This window comes from Vibrio chagasii (genome assembly GCF_002954585.1).
GTDB classification, from domain to species: domain Bacteria; phylum Pseudomonadota; class Gammaproteobacteria; order Enterobacterales; family Vibrionaceae; genus Vibrio; species Vibrio chagasii_A.
Window position 1 is genome coordinate 1,432,333 of record NZ_MSCI01000002.1, and the last position, 23,879, is coordinate 1,456,211.

Sequence of the window (23,879 nt, forward strand, 5' to 3'; positions counted from 1 at the left end):
AAGGTGTACAACTCTTTGAACAATTCGCGTATCCAACGACACATTGGGTCGTTATGAAAACGTTTATGCCAATACAAATACACATCTTCTGACGCACTTCTTATTGCCTTGGGTGCCCTTTTACAGACCAAGTTCCGCTTTTTTGCAGCTTGGGATGCGAAAGGCGTCGGTAGGTGAAAAATGATGTCTGTCGTCTCTGCTATATCCGCTGCAATATTGAAATTAGACAATTGAATCGGAATCGATAGCTGACGCTGCTTATCGATCAAGCCGAGCTCTTTGAATCTATTTTCAATCGAAAGCTTCTTATCGCCTTGGAGTGAAATCTGCCCAAGCTGGCTATTCAACAAGTCATCAACCGTGATCTCTTTATCAGCCAACGGATGGTCCTTGCTCATTAACAGACGATAATCACGGCTAATCAAGAACATTCGATACAGGTTTTGCTCTGAACTTAGCGGCTCATGAGTCGATAACACAAAGTGTGCGTCACCGGACTGCAAGGGCTCGAAATGACGCTTAGGAATAGAATCGATATCAACGACCATATTTGGTGCTTGTTTGCGGATCTCTGCGACTACTTTTAGGTAATAAGTGCGAAACCTGTGGCACCAAACCGAAAAAACGTACAGTGCTATCACTCGTCTGTGGTTCAAAAACATCACCATGAACTAACTTCTCTAAACGTGTAAGCACTGAGTTTAGATCTTGCTTAATGGCTTCTGCTTTTGGTGTGAGCTCGTAGCCATAAGCCGCCCTTACCAACAGATCATCGTTAAACACGGTACGTAGTTTTTGAAGCGAGCGACTGACCGTAGGTTGACTCATGTCCAACGCTAAGGCTGTGTTTGAGACATGCTTTTCTTCGAGAAGGTGTTTGAGGATAACTAATAGGTTGAGATCGACTTGCGCAAGATTCATTATTTAAGTATTCACAAATTTGAAAATTCAGAAGTCAAATAGTGCTATTACACACCAAGTAATACAATTGATAATCACTCTTATTTTGATCTTAAGCAAAATTAACTGACGTCTTTAGCTAGGTAAGTAATATCTATTAAGCCTGGATGAATGATCGTGCTGTATCACCAATAAAAAAGAGAGGCATATAGCCTCTCCCTTCATTCACTTTAGAACTACGTTTAGTTGCCCATTTGCTTTATAGGATTAAAGTTTAATCCACGCATCTTGCCAGTATTGGCTATCGCCAGGTGCGTACGAAGCACTTGCACACCACGCCGTGTAAGGCCAAGGTTTACATTCGTATAAGCCATTATCTCTGCCTACTACGATATCGCTCGCTTCGTAGTTCGTTCCGGCTTCATACGGAGGGTAGTCACCTGGAGGAGGTGTTGTTCCACCCTCTTCTTTTACTGAGAACGAGTTATCCACCACCACCACTTCGCCATCTGTCGCAGTTCCAACCACTTCAAGCTTGTACTGACCCTCTGTAACATCATACAGATCCATCGTAACCGTGCGGCTATCAGTTAGGTTGACATTGGTCTGTTCAACCACAGAGCCCGCGCTATTAACCACCTTTGCGATTACATCAAGCGCTTCATTCGACGCCAATGTGAACTGAATACGTACATCGCCATTATCTAGAGTGTATTCAGACTGCAGACCAGACACGCTCAGTTCTACGTCACCACCTGGACCAGGGTTGCCACCACATGAACTGTCTGACGCTTTCTTCCAAACGCCCCACTCACCTGTTGTTCCCGGCTCTTCACCACGAGTGTACCAACCCGCCACCCAAGTTGCTCCATCATGAGATACTTGGTCACCTTCGACATAAACGGTATTAGCATCCCATGCTGCTGCGCAGTTAGAACCGTCAGTCACAGTTACTTTTCGTTCAGCAGTTACCGTTTGATTTGCACTATCTGTTACTCGATAAACAAGCGTGTAATTACCTATCTCATTCACATCGACACTGCCAGTGTGTGTAATTGAACTTGTTAGGTCACCGTCTTCAGCATCATTTGCTGTAACACCCGCCATTGGGTCGAATGAATTACCAAGCACTACAGTAGTATCCGACACGCCGTCGAAAACAGGTTTTTGGCTGTAAACTTCTACCGTTCTTGCCTTGGTTGTTTCATTGTTGTCACTGTCTTTCACGCGGTAAGTCAGCACATAAGTTCCAATAACACTGGTCTCGACATAACCTTCAACATCAATTGATGAAGTTAAATCACCATCTTCTTTATCTGTTGCTTTCACGCCTTCCATTGGATCAAAAACAGTGCCGTGGAGAACACGTGTATTCTCAACACCTTTCAACACAGGCTCACCTTCAACTGGTGGCGGTGTCACTTGGCCGTGAACAAATGGACCGTAGTCTTTAATGAATTGTTCGTTGTACGCTTGCCCAGCTTTGTTAGTACCCATATCCCAGTTGATAGACCACGTCATTACACCGCGTAAAGGCTGACCTTGAGCAGTTAAACTATCGAACGCGTCGTATAGGTCTTGTGGCTCTTTCACAAAACCGGTTGCTGCTGCGTCAATACTCGAAGGGATACCAAACACAAGCTTATCGTGCGGGATCTTATGGAAACCACGAGTACCGTTGATTAGAGAGTCAGAGATGTAGTAAATGAACTCTTCTTTTAGCTCATCGTTGTTTTGAGCAATCCAGCCTACACCGTCAACCCAGATGCCGTCGCCACCTTGGTTATAAAACTGCGGGTTGATCCAATCGTAGTAACCTTCCAAGTTATCGATGTAAGGAACATACTTACCACCCGTCGTTAGGTACGGGAACTCAGGTGCCATTGTAATAAGGAAGTTTTTACCTTCTGCACGATAGTGATCTTTCACTAGCTTCAGCGCATCTGGAATAACGGTTTGGTTGTTTGCAGCAGTAACGGCCGCTTGTTCTAGGTCGATATCTAGACCATCAAAGCCATAGCGCTCCGTAAGACGAATGATCTCATCAGCAAAGGCTCTTTCATCACCGGTTTCTAGCTCTACGTGTGCATCTGCACCACCCAAAGCCAATAGTACAGAGCGACCTTGCTTGTTGAGTTCTGAGATTTGGTCAATAAATTGTTCTTCTGAGAGCCCAACCGTTGGGTCCAGTTTAAAAGTTGGGATTCGACCATCCGCTACATCGTACACTTTCATGAATGATACATTCACGATGTTGTACATCGGGTTCACTTCATCCAATGTCACACAAGGTGCATTACCACCTTGATAACCGCCGCCATCACACCAGTTGTGCCAATAACCTACCACGACTCCTGAATCTGGATTCGTCATGTCAGATCCATTTGCATAAACCGCGCCCGACATGGCCGCCATGCCGACTGATACTGCTAATTGTAGAGCTTTACGTTTCAACATTAGTCCCACTTCCTTACTTAACAGCTGTGCCAATCACAACCGAACCAATTCATTTTAATCATGAATATTTATAGAGAAGTATTGGAATTTATAGGAAATAACGACCTTTGATTTAACTTGTGATTTTAAGTCACAGATTGAATATTAGAATCAATATAATTTTGACTTTTCATTCAAATTAAAATGCGAAACAAGCTCATTTTTAGCAGTTTATATTGACCATATAAATATATTAAACAGCGTTAATTCACGAAGAAAATTAAGCATTATATACGAGGGTAAGATCGTCAACCGAACTGAATAAAAGCTCTAAAGCTTATGATATTTATAACTTTTTTATTTTGCGAGTGATATCACCAAAACTTGCAAATGGATTAATTGGACGTACAAGCCCAATTAAATCCCACATATAAACCTCTACACTAATAAATCAAATAAATATAACATCATGATTATTTCGAATGGTCTGAATAATAGTTCTCTATTCGTTCAATCAGACTCAGCTTATCTATTTCTTTAAGCGAATTTATTCCTGCAGCGGCCCTCCTTCCGCCCCCAGTATCAAAACTCGAACAAATTTCATCTGCACCAACTCTGTTTGATAAAGGCGCTCTTAGACTCACAGTATAAGACTGGCCATCAGTGTTTTTTGTTAACACCGCTTGTGCTCGATCTGGGTCTTGATTCACTATTTCATTGCTAAACACGCCACTGATTCGTCTAGCCCAAGTCTCTGCAGGCAATTCGAACACGCGCGCGACTTCACTCTCATAGATCGGAGTAAGGTTTGATAATTGTTGGTTGTCAGTTTGATAAGCGATGCGAAGTTGATAAAACACGGAATCTTTATCATCCAAGAGATCGAATGGGTTCGGATATTGATAAAGCGCTTGGTAAAGCTCAGTCGGTGAAAAGTGCAGATCACTCAATGACGCGCCATAGCCGTTATAGTTGATTAGCGTGCCTAGCTCTTCCAAAAATTCAGTTTGAGGTTGGTCAAATCCATTTGTTAGCGCTAATCGTGCAGCCACCGCTTTTAAATTATCACCAAACGCTGCTGCGATTGCCCACGCTACATATTCTCCCTTGAGTTTTTGGTTGATCAAAAGACTTGTGCAACACTCCGGTGCTGTATTAATCAGAGTCTCAAGGTACTCAGACTTGGGGATGTCCCCTGTACGATGGTGGTCGCAGTAAAAGATAGTAATCTCATCAGCAAGCAGTGATTGTAATGCGGGTAGATTTTTCTCCATCGACACGTCTAAAACAGTCACCGATGTAACATCACTTTGGGGATTCTGTTCCGCTAGCTGGGTAACAGCCTGCGAGACCAGCTTGATATCGCGTTTCACCCCCGTGATTAAAGTGCTCTCTTTAGGCTCATGTAGGCGTAGTTGAAGCAATGCGATGATGCCATCTGCATCTCCGTTGAATACGTCGTAATGCATTTTGTTCCTCTTCCCGTGAGATTCAGCCATTCACGATAAAGCAATGTGTACAGATCGTATCGTGAAGGTATAACTAAGCTTAATAGGCGATGATTATTTTAACCTTATTTCATAGATACTTAAGTCCGATTTGGAATGCCTTATTCTTAATCCTCTATCTTCGTGTCTGTCCATACCTTTCAAATACAAGAAGGCGCAGATAGTCTGCGCCTTTGGTTTTAGTTATTTTGGTGCTTGATTAGGACGTTTTGAACTGTGCGACTGCTTTATCCATCTCATGGGCTTGCTCTGCCACTTTGTCTACTTCAACTAAACAGTGCTGTGCTGAGGCATTGTTATCGTGTGAGATGGCATTGAGTTCCGTGATGGAGTCACTCACTTGTGTCATCACAGCACCCTGCTCTTCTATTGCAGACGCAATGCGTTCAGAGTTACCTTGAATGCTCTGCATGTCGCTTAAGATAAGCTGCAGACTAGCATCCAGCTCTTCTGAATCTTTAAGCGTTAGCTGACCTTGCTGGTTACACTCACCAATTTCAGTCATCGACGCCTGCATCTGGCTTTGAATTGCACTTACCACCGAGGTTATTTCTGTCGTCGACTGATGTGTTCTGCTTGCTAGTGCGCGTACTTCATCTGCTACAACGGCAAAGCCACGCCCTTGCTCACCCGCACGTGCTGCTTCAATTGCAGCGTTCAATGCTAGTAGATTAGTTTGTTCAGCAATGCCTTGAATGATGTTGACCGCATCACCGATTTGATCGACATGATGGTTCAGTGAGCTGATTGAATCTTGACTGCTTGATAGACGTTCAGACAACTGAGTAATATTATTGATAGTATCGACCACGACTTCACGCCCCTTGTCTGCGTTCACTTTCGCTTGTTGAACGCCTTCTGCAGCAACAGAGGTGCTTTCTGAAATTTCACCAATCGTTAATACCATTTCTTGAACAGATGTTGTCATGGTTGAGGTGTGGTTAGCTTGAACTTCAAACTGTTTGATTACAGACTCAAGCTCGTCGTGCATGTTAGAAGTACTTTGAGTCAGTTGTAGAGACTTAGATTGAGAGGCCGAAATCAAGCCTTCAAGCTGATCAAGCAACTGATTGAAGTATTGACCTAGTGTGCTTAACTCGTCTTTACCATCAAGATGTGAACGAATAGACACATCGTTGGAATCGACAATATTGCGGATCACCGAAAGCAGTGATTCAATTTTGCCAATGATAGAGCGAACAATTAACCAGCTGAACAAAATGATCGACACAAGTAATGTGACGCAAAGGATGTTGTTGATCAGTGATAGTTTGTCCATCTCCTTTTGAGTTTCTTGGTCCAGTACGGCTGAAAACTCTTTAAACTGAGTTTCAATCACGTGAGAACCTGCACGCGCTTGACCAAGCAGGCCCTCGTTGTGCTTCAAGCCAATCAGTCGTTTTTGTTCGACCACCAGCTTTGCTGTTTGTAGCAAAGCACTGGAACTTGATGAAAGCATGCTAGGATCAAAGGTACCCTTTTCAATTAGGTCATTAAAAAGATAGAGCTCAACTTTTTGCTCTGGGCTTGCGGTTGCACTCATGCTATCTAGCACTTCATGAAACTGTCCTAATAAGCCTTTGTCTCTTGCCAGCCCATAGACTTCCGTCGCCTTGACCAACTCTACAAAACTCGTATGGTAAGCCTCGATGTCTTCACGTAAGTGTGTACTGTTTACTAAACCTAAATCGTTCAGAACAACATTGAGCTGTGATTCTGAAGCCAAAAACTTGTCGTAGTTTACGTCGAACTTATCAAGGTACTTCATATCATTTCGCAACAAGAAGTCTTTCTCATTACGGCGGAGGTTAAGCAAGCGAACCTCTAGTTCTTTAGTAATTTGTTTAGCTTCGCTCATTTGAGCAGTCGTATCTGCGAATTGCGAGGTGGTAAACAGCAATGAAATCATGCCGAAAATGGAAAACATTCCCAATGAATAGAGCTTTTTCTTTATATCCATAGATGTGACTCGTCTTTACTAAATTTAGGTATCTAAGGCTGGGCATTTAACTGTGTTATCTTGCCCATGCTATTTCGTTATTTTTATCTTTTTACCAATAATGGGCGCTTTACAGGGGCTGTATTGCCTCTATAGCTCGCTATTGCACATTCATTGAAAGTGCAAATAAGATTACCCACTAAGGTTAAAATTATCAATAACACAAATTAGTACGATGTACATTAGCAAGATTTTAAAATTGGGATACAAAGGTTTCTCATGTTTGATACAAACGTTAAAAACAGCCCTAACACCTTTAAAACAAAGGGGTCTGTGGATTTTCTAATCGACCCTTTTGTTTAGATGAGATCCAAGTGATAAGTGCTTCATTTAAAAAAATAAGTCACTAATCAATGAACGTCGTAACCGCTCACTAAATAACAAAAATCCGACATCAACTGTCGGCTTTGTAGATTCACCTCGTGACACACAAATTGTCCTACCCTTGGATAGGAGCTGATAACCTGCAACGTGTTAAAAAGCTTTCACCATTTTAGTTAAGCACTTCAATAGCACCGCTTTATCTTGTTCTTCTATGCCTTGGGTTAGCTCATTGACGAGATTTAGGTGAAGTTGGTTATGGTGAACATGGATCTTTTGCCCTTCATCAGTCAAAGCAACCACAATTGCTCGGCGATCGGTTGGGTGTTGATGGCGTTCAATCAACTCTGCTTTAACTAACTTCTCAATTTGAACAGTAAGTGTGCCTGTTGTGATACCAAGCTTTTCGGCAAGCTCTTTCATTCGCAACGCGCCATGCATACCCAACACTTCAATCGTATGGACCTGTGCGAGTGAGTAACCCGTTTCTTTAACAACGGATTGTTCCCAAGAAGACATTTTGTCGTAGAACTCAGTCAATATTTGGTTAAGCTGTTCTATGTTTTGCATGGCCGTTTAAGTGCACTTCAAGAGTAAGATGATTTATCTTATCAAACTTGGCGAGCATTTGTTTATATTCAGAAACGGATTTATCACTGATCGATTCAAGAGTAATCGCTGCCGAATAATGATGGCCACTCACCTTCCACATGTGAAAATCTGTCACTGAAGCATAAGGCGATAGCGTCTCGATTACCGAATCACGGTATCCCTGGTGGATATTTTCATCGAGCAAGATTGGGCTCGTCTGTTTCATAAGGTTCATAGTCCACTTAGCAATGACCAGCGCGCCGACCATCCCCATCACTGCATCTAACCAGTTCCAACCATAAAACTTACCAAACAACAGCGCCACAATCGCTAGCAATGACGTTAACGTATCCGCCAAAACGTGCATGTATGCAGCGCGTAGATTGTGATCATGGTGATGCTCAGTGTGACTATGATGATGCGTATCATCATGGCTATGTGAGTGACTATGCGAATGCCCGTGACCGTGTCCATGATCATGGTCGTGATGGTGGTCTTCCAACAAGAACATGCTTACGACATTCACCGTAAGACCAATACAAGCGACGATAATCGCTTCATTAAAGTGAATGGCTTGAGGGTTGAACAAACGATGTACCGATTCCACCAGCATCAACAGAGCCACAATACCTAAAGCAATAGCACTGGTGTAGCCCCCTAACACACTCACTTTACCTGTACCGAAAGAGAAACGAGCGCTATCAGCATGTTTTCTTGCATAGCGATAAGCAAACAAAGTGATGCCAAACGCTGCTGCGTGTGTCCCCATGTGCCAACCATCTGCCAGCAATGCCATCGAGCCATAAACAGTACCTGCGATGATTTCGATAAACATGGTCGTAATAGTCAATAAAAGGACATAGAAAGTGCGCTTTTCACCTTGGCTGTTATGTGAAGTGAAGTTGTGTTGGTGATGGGTTGTAAAGCTCAAAATGGTGTCCTTAGTCTTATGCTCAAAGTTGATGTCACTGATCAGTTAAACTACTTTGATGAACAAGTAGTTTGATCATCAAATCAATATCGCTAAATTTAGTTTGATAATCAAACATTGTCAATGCGGTATTTCCTGTGACGTATATGGCAGCGACAAAAAAGCCCACATACAGTGGGCTTAGGTTCGGTTATTGCTGGGTATAGGAGTTTTCTATAGACGCTAGTCAACGCTTTTTTGAAGTAATGTAATCTCATCATTCACCCAACCCAATAGTTGCTTTGTGGCTTTCGATAACACCTGGTTCTGCCTGACAATGTAACCAAGACTGGTGCTAGAGAAGTTTAGTAGTGGCGTGACTTTCGATTTTAAGTGTGGCTTGGTTGATATAGCGAACTCAGGAATGATGGCAACGCCAAATCCAGCTTCAGCCCAGTCAATTTGTGCATCAACACTGCCAACTTCCATCACTCTGTAATTAGGAAGTTTCAGACTGGGAAGCCCTTCGTCGATAAAGTCTCGAGTTCTTGTATCGTGACCAAGTAGGATCAAGGTCAGTTCAGGCTCGACTTCATCATTCTGAGGGTCATTATCCTTCAAATTGTCAGAGTCTTGCGTATCTAAACCATCTCCCAGAGCACACCATGATAGTTCTTGCAGCTTAGTAAAATAGAGCGATTCATTATGCTGCTCTTTCGCAATTACAAAACCAAGGTCTGCCTTGGCATTCTTTACCAAACTGGATGCTTGAGATGAGGTGGTGTTAAGCAAGGTGAGATCGATGCCCGGGTACTGTGCTTTAAATTTCTGGAAAGGACGAATCAATAGAAATCGAGAGATAATGTCACTAACCGCAATGGTCAACGTGCCAATCTTGAGATCATTAATCGCATTAAGATCAGCCTGACATACCTGTAACTCAAGCAAGGTTCTTTTGCTGGTTTCTAACAACCTTTCGCCCGCTTGAGTTAGCTGAAATGGGCTTCTTTCTATTAGCTTGATACGTGTTAGCTGTTCGAGTTGCTTTAGATGTAAGCTCACATTTGGCTGCGTCATATGCAGAGCGTTGGCCGCCTTACCGAAATGTTTGTGTTCGGCTAACGTCACAAACGTGTTCAACAAATTGATATCAAGCATCATCTTCTCTCTTGTATTACTTCCAATTGTTCGGCACTAAAAACGCGTCACTCTCTATTTCACAGTCCCGCTGCTCCGTCATCCCCTACGACAAGGAACGAAAGTAATAAGGGATCTCGCTTGTGGTTTGAGGTTCCTGATACCTCGTTCCTCGGTTCTGGAATGACGCTAACAAATCGAGTGAACGTTCGGTTCATCACTTCCAAAGCAAAGAACTACAAACGCGTGACTCTCTATATTCACAATCCACCTGGTCCGTCATTCCCTACAGTGAGGAACGAACGTGATAAGGGATCTCGCTTGTGGTTTGAGATTCCTGATACCTCGTTCCTCGGTTCTGGAATGACGCCTAAGAATCAATTCAACATTACAACCGTCTCTTGAATACAAGGCCGCCCATTCCGTCGTTCCCTACAATGAGTAGCGAACGTGATAGGGAATCTCGATTGTGGTTTGAGATTCCTGATACCTCGTCCCTCGGTTCTGGAATGACGCCTAAGAATCAATTCAACATTACGACTGTCACTCTTGACTACAAGGGCCCCCACTTCGTCATTCCCTACAGTGAGGAACGAACGTGATAGGGAATCTCGCTTGTGCTTAAGACTTTAGAGTTATATGGAATCCTTATCAAGATAATAAAGATAATTAATTTCTCTTATCCACAATGCAGCACTAACATGATTTCTCAATCAGTCAGGAGATAAACTTATGCCATCTATCGTTGTTGTGGGTGCAAACTGGGGTGATGAAGGCAAAGGCCGCATCGTCGATTTTTTAGCAGCAGAAGCATCTGCAAGCATTCGTTTTCAAGGCGGAAACAATGCAGGCCATACCGTAGTTAACGACTTCGGTACATTCAAACTGCACCAACTTCCTAGCGGTATTTTTAACCCTGACTGTACGGCTGTACTTGGCCCTGGCATGGTGATTAGCCCTGCTGCATTAAGCGAAGAGATCGCAGAAGTTCAAGCAGCAAATGTTGACGTTAAACTTGCTATTTCTGATCGCGCTACACTGTGCCTACCACTGCACGCACTCGAAGATACGCTTGAAGAAGAACGCTTAGGTGATGCTGCTTACGGTTCGACTCGTCAAGGCATTGCGCCAGCATACGGCGATCGCGTGATGAAGAAAGGCATCCTTGTGGGTTGGCTAAATCAACCAGAGGTTCTAGAGCAGCGCATTCAATTCATGCTTGATTGGAAAATGCCTCAACTAAAAGCCCTTTATCCTCGATGTGACTTTACGCAGACCGCTTCAGAAATGACTGAATGGCTACTTGAAGTGACGAAAGCTTGGCGCCCGTTCATTTGTAACGTGACTCAGCCTCTTAAGGCACTTCAAGCACAAGACGCAAACCTACTGTTTGAAGCTCAACTCGGTGCAGGTCGCGACTTGGTTTACGGTGAATACCCTTGGACAACATCATCAAATGTAACTGCAGCTTACGCGGGTATTGGTAGTGGCTTACCTGCCCTTCGACCAGAGCGCGTTATTGCAGTGGCTAAGGCATTCAGCTCGTCTGTTGGTACAGGTACCCTGGTTACAGCAATGGAAGAACAAGATAGCTTCCGTGAGAGCTCTAACGAATACGGTGCTACAACCGGTCGTCCACGTGATATGGGTTACTTTGATGCTGTAGCAACGCGCAACGGTGTTGAATTGCAAGCAGCGACAGAAATCGCTCTAACTAAGATTGATTGCCTGTCTGGTTTGGCTGAGTTGAAGATCTGTACTGCATACGCAGGTGAGCACACCGAAAACCCAATTTGGCCACAAACGGCTGAGCTGAAGCCAGTTTATGAAGACATGGCGGGTTGGGATGAAGACATCACGGGTTGTCGCACTTTTGAAAGCCTTCCTCAAGCTGCACAGGATTATGTTACTCGCATTGAAGAACTGATGGGCGTGCCAATTGTAATGGTATCGGTTGGTCCAGAACGAGACCAAATGATCATTCGAGCTTAGACAAATCGAATAAGCAAAAAGCCCACACTGGTGGGCTTTTTCGTACCTGTTATCGGCATATGAAAGCGGTATAACCTACAATTTGTTTTTCTTGTTGCGGTACATGTTTTCGTCTGCAGACTTGATTAAGTTTATGATGTTCAAACTTTGAGAATCAGAGGTTCCGCACCCGTAAGAAAACCCTAGTGAAACATCATCATCACCACGAAACCCTTCAATGAACTCATGAAAATCTGCGCGAATTTTTCTAACCAATTCACAAGCGTATCCGCGCTCTTCTGAATGAATAACAACAATGAACTCATCACCACCCACTCTCGCCGGTATTGTGTTGTATTTGATGTTATTTCTGATGCACGAAGCAAAGCCAGAAATGTAATCGTCGCCTTTAAAGTGCCCGTAAGTATCATTGATGTACTTTAAATTATCCAAGTCAAAATAGAGACAAACGATCTCTCCATGACCAATGTTTGCTTTGTTGAACTCATGAAAGAACCCCCTTCGATTGAGCAACATCGTCATGATATCGAAGTGACTGTTTTTATATAAAATCCGGCTCTCTTCTTTCAAAAGGATTTCAGAGCGTAGCAAGGTTGAAATGTTCTCAATCAGGTTCACTTGGCTTTCCGTATACTGGGTTGGACTCAAGTCAAACACGAACAGGATGGCAAACACTTCTCCATCCGAGCCGCTGATCGGGATGCCACAAAATGATTTATAGTCGTCAGGTTCCTTCTCAACGGTTGCCTCACCACAAGAACATCCACTCAAATAAACCGTGCGGTTCTCTTTGTATACATACTCACAAAAACAACTGATCTTACTTTTGTGCTGCTCGCATAGTTTGGTTGAAGAACATAAAATGCTCTCAAAACCCAAACGAGTAAAATCGGAGATCGTGATGATCCCCGCATTCGATGCGTCCATAATGTCGCATATGTTGTCCAATATAGATATCCAAGTATCTACGTCTATATTTTGTTCCATCCCTTCAGAAGAGACTCTGTCAAATAGCATCAATTATTTCTTAGTATCAGATAGTTAAATTTGATTGAATATTCATTAGCATCCGTTATAACAAAAATTCTATGCACGATAATATTGAGTGGGGTTCCGACAGATTGATGGCTAAGACTTTTTCTTAGCCACATCACAAGCCACTGACTCCATTAACTATTTATATTGGGTTGAACGCTAAGATATGCTCTTAGTTTACTCGTTCTGTGGCATCATCCATCGACGTCCAGATCTCGGCTCGTCTGTTCTTTGCTCGCCCTCCACTCGTTTCATTAGAAGCGATAGGCTTACTTTCACCAAAAGAACGAATAACCAAGCGATTCTTCTCTACACCATCAGCAACCAAAGCATTCGAAGTAGTGAGTGCTCTTTGTAAACCCAAAGCTTGGTTGTAGCCTTCATCACCAGTGCTGTCTGTGTGCCCATCAACAGTGACCGAGTTGCCACTAGCCTGCAATTCGCTAGCTAATTGAGTTAAGGCTTTGCTACCCATTGGTGTTAAATTGTGTTGATCAACCCCAAAGTGAAGACGAGCCAATAGCCCGCGACGCTCTTGGTTACTAATCCAAGTCTTACATCCTGATTGATTCATACCCATGCTGGACTGACTGGCTAAGGCTTGCTTCAATTCACTACTATCAGATTGCTGCTCGACCTGTAGAACGCCCTGTCTATGCTGAGCAATACCCACGACATCATCAACCCAAACGCTATGTTGGTATTCACTGAATGCCGTGTCGCAATAAACGCTGACACCTTGTTCCGCATAAGCAGTAGAGCTAAATTGCAATGCCGACAGGACAATGGAACCTATCATTAACTTTTTCATAATTTCCTCTAATACAACTTAGTGATTCCGCTTGCTTTCGAGCCTTTACGGATGAGTTCTTCTATTTTTTCAATCAATTCATCTAGGTTAGATACGTCGATAATGTCTTCATTCGGATCAACAACACAGTCCTGGAAACCACTTTGCTGAGAGGCTCGAAAATCGATACCAATGACCCCTATGTACAAGCCCGGTATCTCCTCTCTTGCTTTGTTACACATACCTCTGTCGACTAGCCCTTTTAGAATCCCATTATTGGGGCTTTCCTGACCGTCACTCAAAATGAGCAACATCTTAATTTTATTGTTATACGCTTGCTGCTCCTCGTCATCAAAGCTGTTTGGATCACCATCATTGAGAATCTGGGCCCCTCTCAATATGCCTTGAAAAGCCGCGGTATTCCCATCAGCCCACATACTGTTAATAGGGTTCAAATCAGACAGCCTGTTCGATAACCGAATGTTTTTAAACTGGGAGGAATTTGAAGATCCATGAGCGTTGAATAGCTTTGCTCCACTTACACCGTAGAAATTAGGCTGCAATCCCGACTTGTCCGTGAACATCGTAGACACTGATTTCGGTAAATCTACATAGTTATAAACATCGGCAACGGCGTATCCATCTGCATTGATGACATTCTTTATGCGTTTGGCATACTTTTGATTATCCGATTTTGGATTTGAACAAAATAACTGCCAACGAGCGCAATTAAGCACCTGATGCTTCGAATAGGTACGCCAGTAATCCCAGTTAACATTATTGTACGAATAAGGTGACACTGAAGGCTTGTAGTTATCTTTGTAACTCAGCTGGCTGGTTGCATTCGCTCTGCCTCCTGAGGCGATTTCTCTTGTTCGAACGTTAAAAGGCACAAAACCAACTCGGTTAAGTAGCTTATCTCCAGTCGTGTCTTCACCGGGTTCATCACACACCTCTTTCCACTCACCATCGACATAGTCTTGTTTAGTTCTAGTACACAGGATCTTGCTTGATATTTGGTCGATAGCTGTTTTCAAATCGTCTATTTTTATGTGTCGACTTGAGCCCCACCGGTCATTCATTGAACCGGAAAAGTCCGACACGAATACGATATCGATGTTGTTATCGCCAAGATATACCGGGTACTTTCGTGCTAATGAACGGCCCGCGAGATCTTGTTGCTCATCAAACGAGGGAATAAAGCTGCTCGCGAACCAAGAGTCGTGAGTCGTCTTTGCATTAACCGTGTACTGTATATATTCAAGAATACCGGCTCCTTCATCTTCTGCTTGGTAAAATCTTTGAGCAGTAAGATTAGTGGATTTAATATCCCTAACGTAGTTCTCGACATATTGAGTCGCTAGATTACGAGCTAGGTCGGGTTGATCTTCGATGGTCACCGCTATCGCTGCTGCCTCTGCGGAATCTCTGAGTCGACTGGTTTCTTGCACATAACGAGTCCCTTCGACGGCCCAGAAAGTCACGCCCATAATAGGAACAAGTAATAGGCCCATCCATACTGCTGCTACCCCTTCTTGGCATCGGAGGCTGGCATGCTGCATTTTCATTTCGTTACCTCCCTGGCATAATTGAAGACGAAGCGATCTTAACGGAAGTACTGGTGCCACCATTAAAGAAAGGCTTGAACCAAGAACTTTCTTCTTCGCAAAGGCTTACCCGATACAAGGGATAAACAACGCCTTTATCAACCGGTGCTAATTCAGCGTGGTCAACAATCGAATCGGTGTCGCAATTTAAGCTTCTGAACTTGCTGCTAGTAAATTCAGCAACACTACTTTTATTTGTCAGTGACTCTATCTTGATTGCCACATTGTCTACGGGTGTGTTGAGCATTCGACTGGCTACCTTCGTCATATCTTGCAACTCGTGATTAGTGACAGATAGGTTTTGTCCCGCGAGTACATCCGCTTCAAAATAACGAGTGCGCTCTTTGATAACGTTCACCAAAGCAAAGCTTGATCTATCGAGTTTTGCTCGCGTGAGCAGTTGATAACTCAAATCAGCAGCAAAAAGATAAACACCCCACAGCGCGACAAAGATAAACAGCAATTCAACGGTAAATGAGCCCTGTTGACGAGACGCAGAACAGGCGTGTTGCTTACAACTCATCATCTTTCCACCCTTCATGCTCTAAGTTCAAAACCATGGTGCGTGAAATATCTCTATCAGCCGCACCGGCCAATTTAATGATTGGAGTGTATCGGTATGTCACAGTGATCTCGGCTAGGTCATAGTTGAAGTTCAAGTCTTGTTTTGAATGTCCTCTATTCGCCACGAAATCATCGTAGGTTTTGAAATACTGACCTTCGATAGAAAACCTTGAGGTATCGATTAAGAAGCTCCATAGATTGTCACCATCTTCGATCAAGTCTTTAAACTTCTTCTCGTACTGCTCGTTGCCCCCCTTACCTTCATAGATCTTGGTGTTCCTGATGGTTTCTCTAAGGGAATACTCCGTCATGTTGACGACGTAGATTTGGTAACTCGATTCAAAGATCGCAAAGGTAGCGAAGAACAAAACCAGCGCCCCAAACACAAACTCGATAGCCGTCACTCCAGTCTGCCTACTAAGACGCACCATCAGTAACTCCCGGTTGAGTTAGTTCAGCTGAAATGTCTTGTATTTCTCGCGCAGAAAATTCACCTTTGAGTAGTTTTTGAGCCGACTCGACCTGCTGAGTTTTCATCAATGCTATCGCTAAGTTAGCTTTTACAATCTTGTTAGCAGGGTCTTCCTTTAGTACTGGCGCTAAGGTTTCAATCGCCTGTTGATACTCACCATTGGCCATTTGAATCATCGCAATATTATTCTTCACCACAATATCATCATAGCCACGTAAGCGAGCAAGATTGAGCTCTTGATACGCTTTCTCATACTGACCCAGCTTTGTGTATGACACGCCGAGTAATACATGAATTTGACCCGTTTTATTTCCTGCCTCAATAGAAGCGACATAGGCAGAAATCGCACTCTCAATATCGTTTTTTGCGTCGAACACTTGGCCTTCTAATTGGTACAAATTCGGATTTTCGACACCCTCTTGTTGAAGGTGTTGAACGTAGAAATCTGCCGATTCGATGTCACCTTTATGAAAGTACGCCCAGGCCAGTTTCTCTTTGACCGCAGGATCTTGAGAACCTTGTTCTAGCTCGGCTTTATAGTGGTGAATTAGCCCAACATAGTTTTTCACCTTCTCCATGTTGGTGACATCAGCACGTGGTTGGTCTTGTTCGGAAGGTGTCGTTTGGCACCCTGCTAAAAGACTTAGTGTTAACATCATAAAGAAAATACGTTTTCTATTCATTCGTTTACCCTCTAGATGCTCAATGTCATTTGCATGATGCTCGGTGCCAAAATCAAGATAACGATCGGAAACATGATGAAAAGGATCAACGGCACACTCATCTTTGCAGAGAGCTTACCAACCTTCTCCTCAACCGTGAGGATTTGGACTTTTCGCATATCCTCAGCTAAGTCGCTGAGTGTCTGTGCAACGGAAGTACCGTATTGCAAGTTCTGAATGATTGTCAGCACAAAACTTCGGATTGCGGGAGTTGGAATACGCTCAGTGAGATCATTCAAAGCCTTCTCAACGCCATGTATCTTGGCAGAATCTGAGGTTCGTTTTATTTGGTAACAAAGGTCAGAATCAAACTCCGCAAGCTCTTTACCCAAATACGCTAAAGCCGCCTCTATAGTCATACCGGTTTGTACACATACCGACATCATGTCCAAAAGGTAAGGAAGTTGTGCCGAGGTTTTACTTATCAGCATTTTACGGCGCATTTGCAGCATGGTATCTGGCACCACAATCACCACAATTAGAGAGACAATCACTACCAGCAATTTGTTGGTCGATGTCATATCTCCCAGCAAGACGAGCCCTGAAATAAGGCCGAGCACCAATACCTTGGCGGGAAAATAGAACTTCGCCCATTCAGTGTTGTAGTAACCCGCTTCTATAAATTTCTGTTCAAGTTCATGGCGATGCTCCTTGCCAAATCGAACAAAAAATTGATTCACACGGGAAGGTGGTTTAATGGTGTCGCCATCAATGTACATAGCGACTTTCTTTTGTCTTTGGTCGGCACGTACCGATTCGACAATCAAAAAGAGCAGCGAAACAAACAGCACAATAAGTGCAACTAATATCATCATGCCCGCACACTTCTCACCAATAGCCAAACGATGAATAAGCCGAAAAGCTCACTACCCAACACATAAAACAACACCACACGGCCCGACTCGTCATACAAGACATAGTTAACGTTGTCAGGATTGATATAATTAAGGATGACCATGAAAACCAAAGGAATAGCCGCAACGATCTTGGCTGAAATCCTCGCCTCCGACGTCATTGCCATCTTCTTTTTCTCTAATGTTCGAGCATCCACCAACACACGAATTAATCGGGCCAGCACGCCTTTAAGTTGTCCACCTCGCGCAATGTTGGCTCGAATCGTTACGGTAAAAAATAGAAACTCTGGATATGGGTAGTTTTTACAGGATCGTCTAAGCACCACTTCCGGAGATTCACCTAACTTCAGTCGGTCGCCCATCAACTTGAATTCGCGTCCGATCGGGTTGTGCATCACTTCGCCTACATAGCTAATGGCTTGCATTAGACTGTCGCCCGCAGTTACTGCACTCATCAGAATATTCAACGCATCAGGAAAAGTGTTCTCGAAATCTCGACGTCGTCTGGTCACCAAGAAACGGTAACCAAAAAAGGTAAAAACCAATGCTAATAACGGCACCCACCAATCGTTAGTCATCGATAGCAGGTCAACCACGATGTACCAAGAAGCTATAAGGCTAATCGTTATGTACAAGGCGATATATAAAGTTGAACGTGGGCCAAGCACCATTAAGGTAGGCGAAATCGACTCTTTAAACCTGTGCCAGCTCTGTTTACGAACTAGTGATTTCACATTAATGGCGTTAAAGTTTTCAACTTCCGCTTCTTCAATATTGAAGAATTGATTGACCTTTTTTACCTTTGAATCCCTTATCAAAAACAGCACAAAGGAGAATAGAATCAATGAAATCCACAGCATGCTATGCCCCCTTAAAGGATGCGATAAGCTCTTCATAGAGCCCGAAGAATTGCGCTTTTTTCACGAGCTCAGATCGCTGCATGATGCCGTTGGTTACAAACTCCCCTTTCACGTTTTCGCCATAGTGAGCATCGTCGTAACGGAAGCGGTAGATCTCCTCCATCACCACGCTATCGCCCTCTAAGCCAACGATTTCCGAGATACTAGTAATCTTGCGAGAGCCATCACGCAACCTGTTGACTTGAACAATCATCTGCACGGCACTTACGATCGTTCTTCGAATCGCATCCAGCGGCTGATTTAAGTTCGCCATCATCACCATAGACTCAACACGGGCAATCGCATCTCTCGGGGTGTTCGCGTGGAGCGTAGACATCGAGCCATCATGCCCCGTGTTCATTGCTTGCAACATTTCAAAAGCCTCAGAGCCACGACACTCACCAAGGATAATTCGATCAGGGCGCATACGCAGTGCGTTAATTACCAAGTCTCGCTGAGTGACCGCCCCAGTTTGCTCAACGCTCGAAGTTCTCGTTTCAAGTCGAACTAAGTTAGGCTGTTGCAAGCGCAGTTCTGCCGCGTCTTCTATCGTGACAATACGCTCATCTTCTGCGATATATTGAGACAGTGCGTTGAGTAACGTGGTTTTACCCGAACCTGTACCGCCCGAGATCAGAACGTTGATGCGGCAGCGAGACGCAATCATCAACACTCTTGCCATATCGGGAGACATCGACCCGAAGCCAATTAAGTCTTCAAACCCGATATTCTGCTCTCTGAACTTACGAATAGAGATCGAGGTACCGTCTAATGCAATCGGTGGGATCACTATGTTCACACGGCTACCATCTTCTAGCCTTGCATCGACCGTAGGAGAAAGCTCATCGACGCGTCTTCCTACACGTGACGCAATACGCTTGGCAATAGCCAATAACTGCTCTTCGTTAACAAACGAAACTTCGGATTTTTTAACCTTGCCATTGCGTTCGAAGAAGATGTTGTTGGGCCCATTCACCATGATGTCTGAGATAGACTGGTCTTCGACCAATGGCTGTAAAGGACCAAGCCCAAATAGCTCGTCGATTAAGCTTTTCACCAAACCAGACTTCATCATAGAAGTAATAGGTCTTTGGTAGCTGTTCGCTAATAAATCGACCGCTGCTTGTATCTGAGACTCCAAGTCTTTACGGCTCATTTTCTGAACCGCTTCAGCGTCTAACGCCTCAAAGATCTGGCCACGAAAAGCGAGGTATAAGTCTTTATTCGAACTCATTTAACACGTACCTTTTTTAACCACGAGTTCATCGTTTTCTGGTCGATCGGTTGTCCATTAATCAGTTTGACCAACTTTTCCATAGAGCGATTGATATGACGATCGTGTTTGTGACCTCGCTTTCCATCAATGATGATGTGAGCCAACGACTTACAGTAGTCGACTTCGAGATCAACGTTCGTACCTAAATACTTGGCTAGATCAGGCTTTTGCAATACATAGGCGTTTTGTGGACGATGATAGTTAGCGACCATAATGATGCGAGTACGCGACGATAATGTCAGTTGCAAACTCGCTATCTTTTCATACAGTCGTTTTGCACTTCTCACCGATGACACCGACGCGTCGAATACCAACACGACGACATCAAAGTTTTCTGCCAAGAGTTGTGGTTCAACTTTGAAATCCACCGCTCCGGAAAAGTCTTCAATGATGAAGTTAGTGTTTCGTGCTAACAGCTCACATAAGGTCTGGTTGTAATTAAGTACATCGTTTTGGCTCATGTCACCATTGATAGCTAACAAACGCAGGTTCTTACGAGTGTTGGACAGGTAACTTAATGCGCCCTCTTCATCCATTTCGTGCAGCGGTGCCGTGAACTCATCGATGGTGCGTGGTTTAAAATCTTTTAACCCAAGTAAGACATCAATGTTTGTATCAGCGTATTGATGATCGACAAGGATGGTATCTGAACCTTGTGTCGACAAGAGTGAGCCTAGCTCGGTAGCGAGGAATGACACTCCTACACCGCCTTTAGCGCCGACAATGGCAACGCGTTTTGCTTTACGCTTCTGGCTAACACCGGAAAACGTTTTAAGGTTCTTACTCACGTGAGTTAAGAAATCCGCAAATTCCTGCTTATTCACCGGCCAGAAAACGTAGTAAAAGCCCATCTCCTTAAGAGAACGAAGCGTCGAAATAGCGTCTTCTTTACCAATGACCACCACACCTTTGTGCGTCGGCAGTTTACTAGCAAAAGCTTTTGCATCTTCCACCACATTGCTCGACTCATTTAACTCTAAAATGACGATATGGCTACTTTGTTGCTCAGTAAGCTTGGTCAAACCGGCTGTCGCTTTCACACAAGCAGGGTCGTTCCACCCTTCAAAGCGAAACACTTCTTGAACTAGGTTTAAGCACTCTTGTGATTGGTAAAACAACGTACATCCAGCAACACCTGTCGACGCAGTCTGAGCTGGCTTAGCCTTTGTGGTTAATGCTTTTGTCAGATCAAACATTATTGTTCTCCTACCAATCTCGACTTGTACGCCACTTGCTTCAATCGCATCGACTCAACGAAGCAGTCAGACTGTCTCAAGCGAACATGTATCTGCGCTGGTTTACACGTTTGTGTCTTTAGGCGCGTTAAAGTCACCTGGATATTTAGATCACTAGGTGATAACTGCGCATTGCGATAAACCACTCTTTGGGGGGCGATCAGATGAGATGGATACTGCTTAAAGATCTCCTTCAACATCTGCTTGCTAGCGGCTGATTTGTAATCCACCACATACGTCGCTTCCTTGTCCGTCGACTCAATCTCCTGAATCAAGGCATCAAGCTGCTGAGCCGTTATAGCGCGGTTTTTAATCTCGAACTCAAAATTATGATGTTCTTTGTACGCCAATGCCTCTGCTCCCTGAGCAACAAAATATTGCTCGGAAGCACAGCCAAATAGTGAGGTCGCGAACAACGCCATCAATACTAATTTCTTCATTGGATAAACCCTCCTTGCGACAGCAGGCGAATCGTTGCATCGGACGAGGTCACTTGTTTGCCATCCCATTTAATGTTTAACCAACGAGCCAATGTCGAAGTCTTCTTAATGTATGGCAGTTGAATGTCTTTCGGCTTCATAGGCTCCACTAAATTAACGGTGGCAACGATGATCAATTCAGTACGTTTTCTTTCCGTGGTCGCTTTCCTAAACGCGGCGCCAAGTACTGGAATGTCGCCAACAAATGGGATCTTTTGCATTTTTTCCAAGTCTGCGCTGCTCATCAAACCACCCAGAACGAAACTGTCGCCATCGGCAAGCTCTACGGTCGTCAAAGCACGTCGAGAAGCCAACTGGGGAACCTTAATGCCAGCAGCCTCAACGTAACCCTCAACCTCACTCACTTCTGGTGCAAGTTGCATACGGATTTTGTCTTGGCTTAACACTTTGGCGGTTAGATCTAGCTTGATACCAAACTCTTTAAAGGAAATGTTTACGTTACTGCTGGTAGAGACGATGACTGGCACTTCACCACCAACGAGAAAACTTGCAGATTCTCCTGACAACACGGTCAAGTTTGGTTCAGCAAGAACCTCAGCCATTTGATCGTTGCCTAACGCGGTGATTAAGGTGCTTAGATTGGCGGCATCAAATTGGTCGAAAACAAACTCACCGACACTTGAACCCACGGAACTCCAATCAACCCCAACGGTTTGACCAAACGATTCTGTCACTTGAGCAACCGATATTTTTACGTTTACTTGCTGAGTTGTGGCGACTTCAATTCGTTCTATGATCCCTTCCCATGTCATATTGCGGGCAAACACCATGCTTTCAGGCTCTTCATAGTCTGAGCTGTCTGACTTAAATTCTAGTTTTTCGGTTTTATCCCATTTCTCTGTTTTGTCTCGCCCTAGTAGTGTCGCGACTAAACGATAAATGTCATCACGTATTGCCTCTGAATCGACAATGCCGCTCACTGCGACTTGCTCTCCAACAGACTGAACCTTGACTTGAGCATCTGGAAAATAGAATTTGATTTGGCGCCTAATGTCGGTTAAATCCAAGTCAACAATAATGCGGTCGGATAGCAGGACTTTATCATCGATACCGTAAACAATCAGTCGCGATTGACCAGTGCTGTTGGCAAACACAACAAGGGTGTTATCGTTAATAATTTTGTAATCAACGATACTAGGGTTGTTCACGAACACTTGACCTATTGGACTTTTAAGCTGAATGTGCTGACCATCATTGAGCGTGATAGAGCGATCTGCAGCAAAAGCGTTTGTTGTAGAAAATAGGCTCATCAGCGTTAGCAAAATTGGGCCAAACAGTGCTCGTTTGACTCGATGCATAATTGTCATCACAAAGCCTCTCTTGGATTGCTCTCGTTACCACGTAACTCAACGATACCTGTATAGTTATCAATGATGTTGCGCACCTCTGCGAACTCCGGCTGCATATAAGTTTGGCTACGATAAATTTCGATATGCATCGTTCGCTGTGCTAATGCGAGTCTTGGTAATTCATCCGGGCTAACTTCAATGACAACGGTTGTCAGTCCATCTTCCTTACTTGGAGAACGAGCAGTAATAGAGCGATCACTGGTGTCATCATTCCCGATATTGAGGACCTTAACGTGTTTCAAAAACATCGACGCCTTCACTCCTCTAAAACGCGTCGGCTTATCGACGTTGCCAGCCAAGTTGGCATTTGGAGAACTTACTGTTAGAACATCAATAAACGAACCCGGACGGATGTAATCATTAATCAGATTTTTATCGCTGACCTTTAGTGGGTATAACGTCATGCCTTCTGTAACCAGCAAATCAATGTAGCCAGGTTTGCCAGGGCTCACTTGATATTCAGGCAATATAACGTCGCCTGCATTAAGGCTTCGGTTTAACAAAGTGGAAGGTGATAAACTGATTTGAGAATCTTCTCTAACACCAAGTGTTAGCGCCTCACTCAGAGGCAACTGTTGTTTCACTACACCCTGCGAGTTAACTGCACGCCCCTTTTCAAAGGCTCCGGTAGCAATCCAAACTCCCACATGCTGTTCGCTTTTTTCAGCGACCACTTCATCAGTTGTTGTTGGTTTAGGTTCACTTTTGAACAGATCGATAACGCCTAGTGCGCCAACGATTAACGCTGCGATGGCAACAAGTAATACCAGTCGAGATCTCAT

At 44.0% G+C, this 23,879-nt stretch carries 20 protein-coding genes and 1 pseudogene; 1 reads left to right on the forward strand and 20 read right to left on the reverse strand.

Annotation, left to right across the window (positions count from 1 at the left end; all coding sequences use genetic code 11):
* Positions 1-5: 5 nt before the first annotated feature.
* The 7 genes and pseudogenes from BTO10_RS14715 to BTO10_RS14745 form a co-directional block, all read right to left on the reverse strand.
* Positions 6-921 (reverse strand): annotated as a pseudogene (locus tag BTO10_RS14715) (LysR family transcriptional regulator); the annotation flags it as partial.
* A gap of 246 nt (positions 922-1,167) precedes the next feature.
* On the reverse strand, positions 1,168-3,357 hold the full coding sequence (locus BTO10_RS14720) for an immunoglobulin-like domain-containing protein (RefSeq protein ID WP_105025018.1): 2,190 nt from the start codon (positions 3,355-3,357) through the stop codon (positions 1,168-1,170).
* A gap of 452 nt (positions 3,358-3,809) precedes the next feature.
* The gene (locus BTO10_RS14725; protein WP_105025019.1) at positions 3,810-4,805 is read right to left on the reverse strand and encodes an acetyltransferase; all 996 of its coding nucleotides are present in this window, start codon (positions 4,803-4,805) and stop codon (positions 3,810-3,812) included.
* 238 nt (positions 4,806-5,043) lie between these two features.
* Positions 5,044-6,753 (reverse strand): methyl-accepting chemotaxis protein, encoded by a 1,710-nt coding sequence (locus tag BTO10_RS14730; protein WP_105025601.1) that lies wholly within the window; start codon positions 6,751-6,753, stop codon positions 5,044-5,046.
* A gap of 564 nt (positions 6,754-7,317) precedes the next feature.
* Complete coding sequence (locus BTO10_RS14735) at positions 7,318-7,734, reverse strand: MarR family winged helix-turn-helix transcriptional regulator (protein ID WP_063523660.1); 417 nt, start codon at positions 7,732-7,734, stop codon at positions 7,318-7,320.
* A complete protein-coding gene (gene dmeF, locus BTO10_RS14740; RefSeq protein ID WP_105025020.1) occupies positions 7,712-8,686 on the reverse strand; it encodes a CDF family Co(II)/Ni(II) efflux transporter DmeF in 975 nt (324 codons plus the stop codon). The genes BTO10_RS14735 and dmeF overlap by 23 nt, the downstream gene beginning before the upstream one ends.
* 222 nt (positions 8,687-8,908) lie before the next feature.
* Positions 8,909-9,826, reverse strand: coding sequence for a LysR family transcriptional regulator (locus tag BTO10_RS14745; RefSeq protein WP_105025021.1), 918 nt, complete (start codon positions 9,824-9,826; stop codon positions 8,909-8,911).
* A 708-nt stretch (positions 9,827-10,534) separates the two neighbouring features.
* Here BTO10_RS14745 and BTO10_RS14750 point away from each other — a divergent pair.
* A complete protein-coding gene (locus tag BTO10_RS14750; protein WP_105025022.1) occupies positions 10,535-11,794 on the forward strand; it encodes an adenylosuccinate synthase in 1,260 nt (419 codons plus the stop codon).
* A gap of 75 nt (positions 11,795-11,869) precedes the next feature.
* Here BTO10_RS14750 and BTO10_RS14755 read toward each other — a convergent pair whose 3' ends face one another.
* The 13 genes from BTO10_RS14755 to cpaB form a co-directional block, all read right to left on the reverse strand.
* Positions 11,870-12,811 (reverse strand): sensor domain-containing diguanylate cyclase, encoded by a 942-nt coding sequence (locus BTO10_RS14755; protein WP_105025023.1) that lies wholly within the window; start codon positions 12,809-12,811, stop codon positions 11,870-11,872.
* 190 nt (positions 12,812-13,001) lie between these two features.
* A complete protein-coding gene (locus tag BTO10_RS14760) occupies positions 13,002-13,640 on the reverse strand; it encodes an OmpA family protein (RefSeq protein ID WP_105025024.1) in 639 nt (212 codons plus the stop codon).
* Positions 13,641-13,648: 8 nt separating this feature from the next.
* Positions 13,649-15,187, reverse strand: coding sequence for a TadE/TadG family type IV pilus assembly protein (locus BTO10_RS14765; RefSeq protein WP_105025025.1), 1,539 nt, complete (start codon positions 15,185-15,187; stop codon positions 13,649-13,651).
* 4 nt (positions 15,188-15,191) lie between these two features.
* Positions 15,192-15,749 carry a tight adherence pilus pseudopilin TadF gene (tadF, locus tag BTO10_RS14770; protein ID WP_004739654.1) on the reverse strand — a complete coding sequence of 186 codons (558 nt, stop codon included), beginning with the start codon at positions 15,747-15,749 and terminating at the stop codon, positions 15,192-15,194.
* The gene (locus tag BTO10_RS14775; protein WP_105025026.1) at positions 15,739-16,221 is read right to left on the reverse strand and encodes a TadE/TadG family type IV pilus assembly protein; all 483 of its coding nucleotides are present in this window, start codon (positions 16,219-16,221) and stop codon (positions 15,739-15,741) included. Before BTO10_RS14775 ends, tadF begins: the two co-directional genes overlap by 11 nt.
* A complete protein-coding gene (locus BTO10_RS14780; protein WP_105025027.1) occupies positions 16,208-16,945 on the reverse strand; it encodes a tetratricopeptide repeat protein in 738 nt (245 codons plus the stop codon). Before BTO10_RS14780 ends, BTO10_RS14775 begins: the two co-directional genes overlap by 14 nt.
* Before the next feature lie 11 nt (positions 16,946-16,956).
* Positions 16,957-17,799 carry a type II secretion system F family protein gene (locus tag BTO10_RS14785; protein ID WP_105025028.1) on the reverse strand — a complete coding sequence of 281 codons (843 nt, stop codon included), beginning with the start codon at positions 17,797-17,799 and terminating at the stop codon, positions 16,957-16,959.
* Positions 17,796-18,698, reverse strand: a complete 903-nt coding sequence (locus tag BTO10_RS14790; RefSeq protein ID WP_105025029.1) for a type II secretion system F family protein — start codon at positions 18,696-18,698, stop codon at positions 17,796-17,798. Before BTO10_RS14790 ends, BTO10_RS14785 begins: the two co-directional genes overlap by 4 nt.
* Position 18,699: 1 nt before the next feature.
* Entirely contained in the window at positions 18,700-19,971 is a 1,272-nt protein-coding gene (locus tag BTO10_RS14795; protein ID WP_105025030.1) for a CpaF family protein, read from the reverse strand.
* Positions 19,968-21,209 carry an AAA family ATPase gene (locus tag BTO10_RS14800; protein ID WP_105025031.1) on the reverse strand — a complete coding sequence of 414 codons (1,242 nt, stop codon included), beginning with the start codon at positions 21,207-21,209 and terminating at the stop codon, positions 19,968-19,970. The genes BTO10_RS14795 and BTO10_RS14800 overlap by 4 nt, the downstream gene beginning before the upstream one ends.
* Complete coding sequence (locus BTO10_RS14805) at positions 21,209-21,688, reverse strand: hypothetical protein (RefSeq protein ID WP_105025032.1); 480 nt, start codon at positions 21,686-21,688, stop codon at positions 21,209-21,211. Before BTO10_RS14805 ends, BTO10_RS14800 begins: the two co-directional genes overlap by 1 nt.
* On the reverse strand, positions 21,685-23,055 hold the full coding sequence (locus tag BTO10_RS14810; RefSeq protein WP_105025033.1) for a type II and III secretion system protein family protein: 1,371 nt from the start codon (positions 23,053-23,055) through the stop codon (positions 21,685-21,687). Before BTO10_RS14810 ends, BTO10_RS14805 begins: the two co-directional genes overlap by 4 nt.
* A complete protein-coding gene (gene cpaB, locus BTO10_RS14815; protein ID WP_105025034.1) occupies positions 23,055-23,879 on the reverse strand; it encodes a Flp pilus assembly protein CpaB in 825 nt (274 codons plus the stop codon). Before cpaB ends, BTO10_RS14810 begins: the two co-directional genes overlap by 1 nt.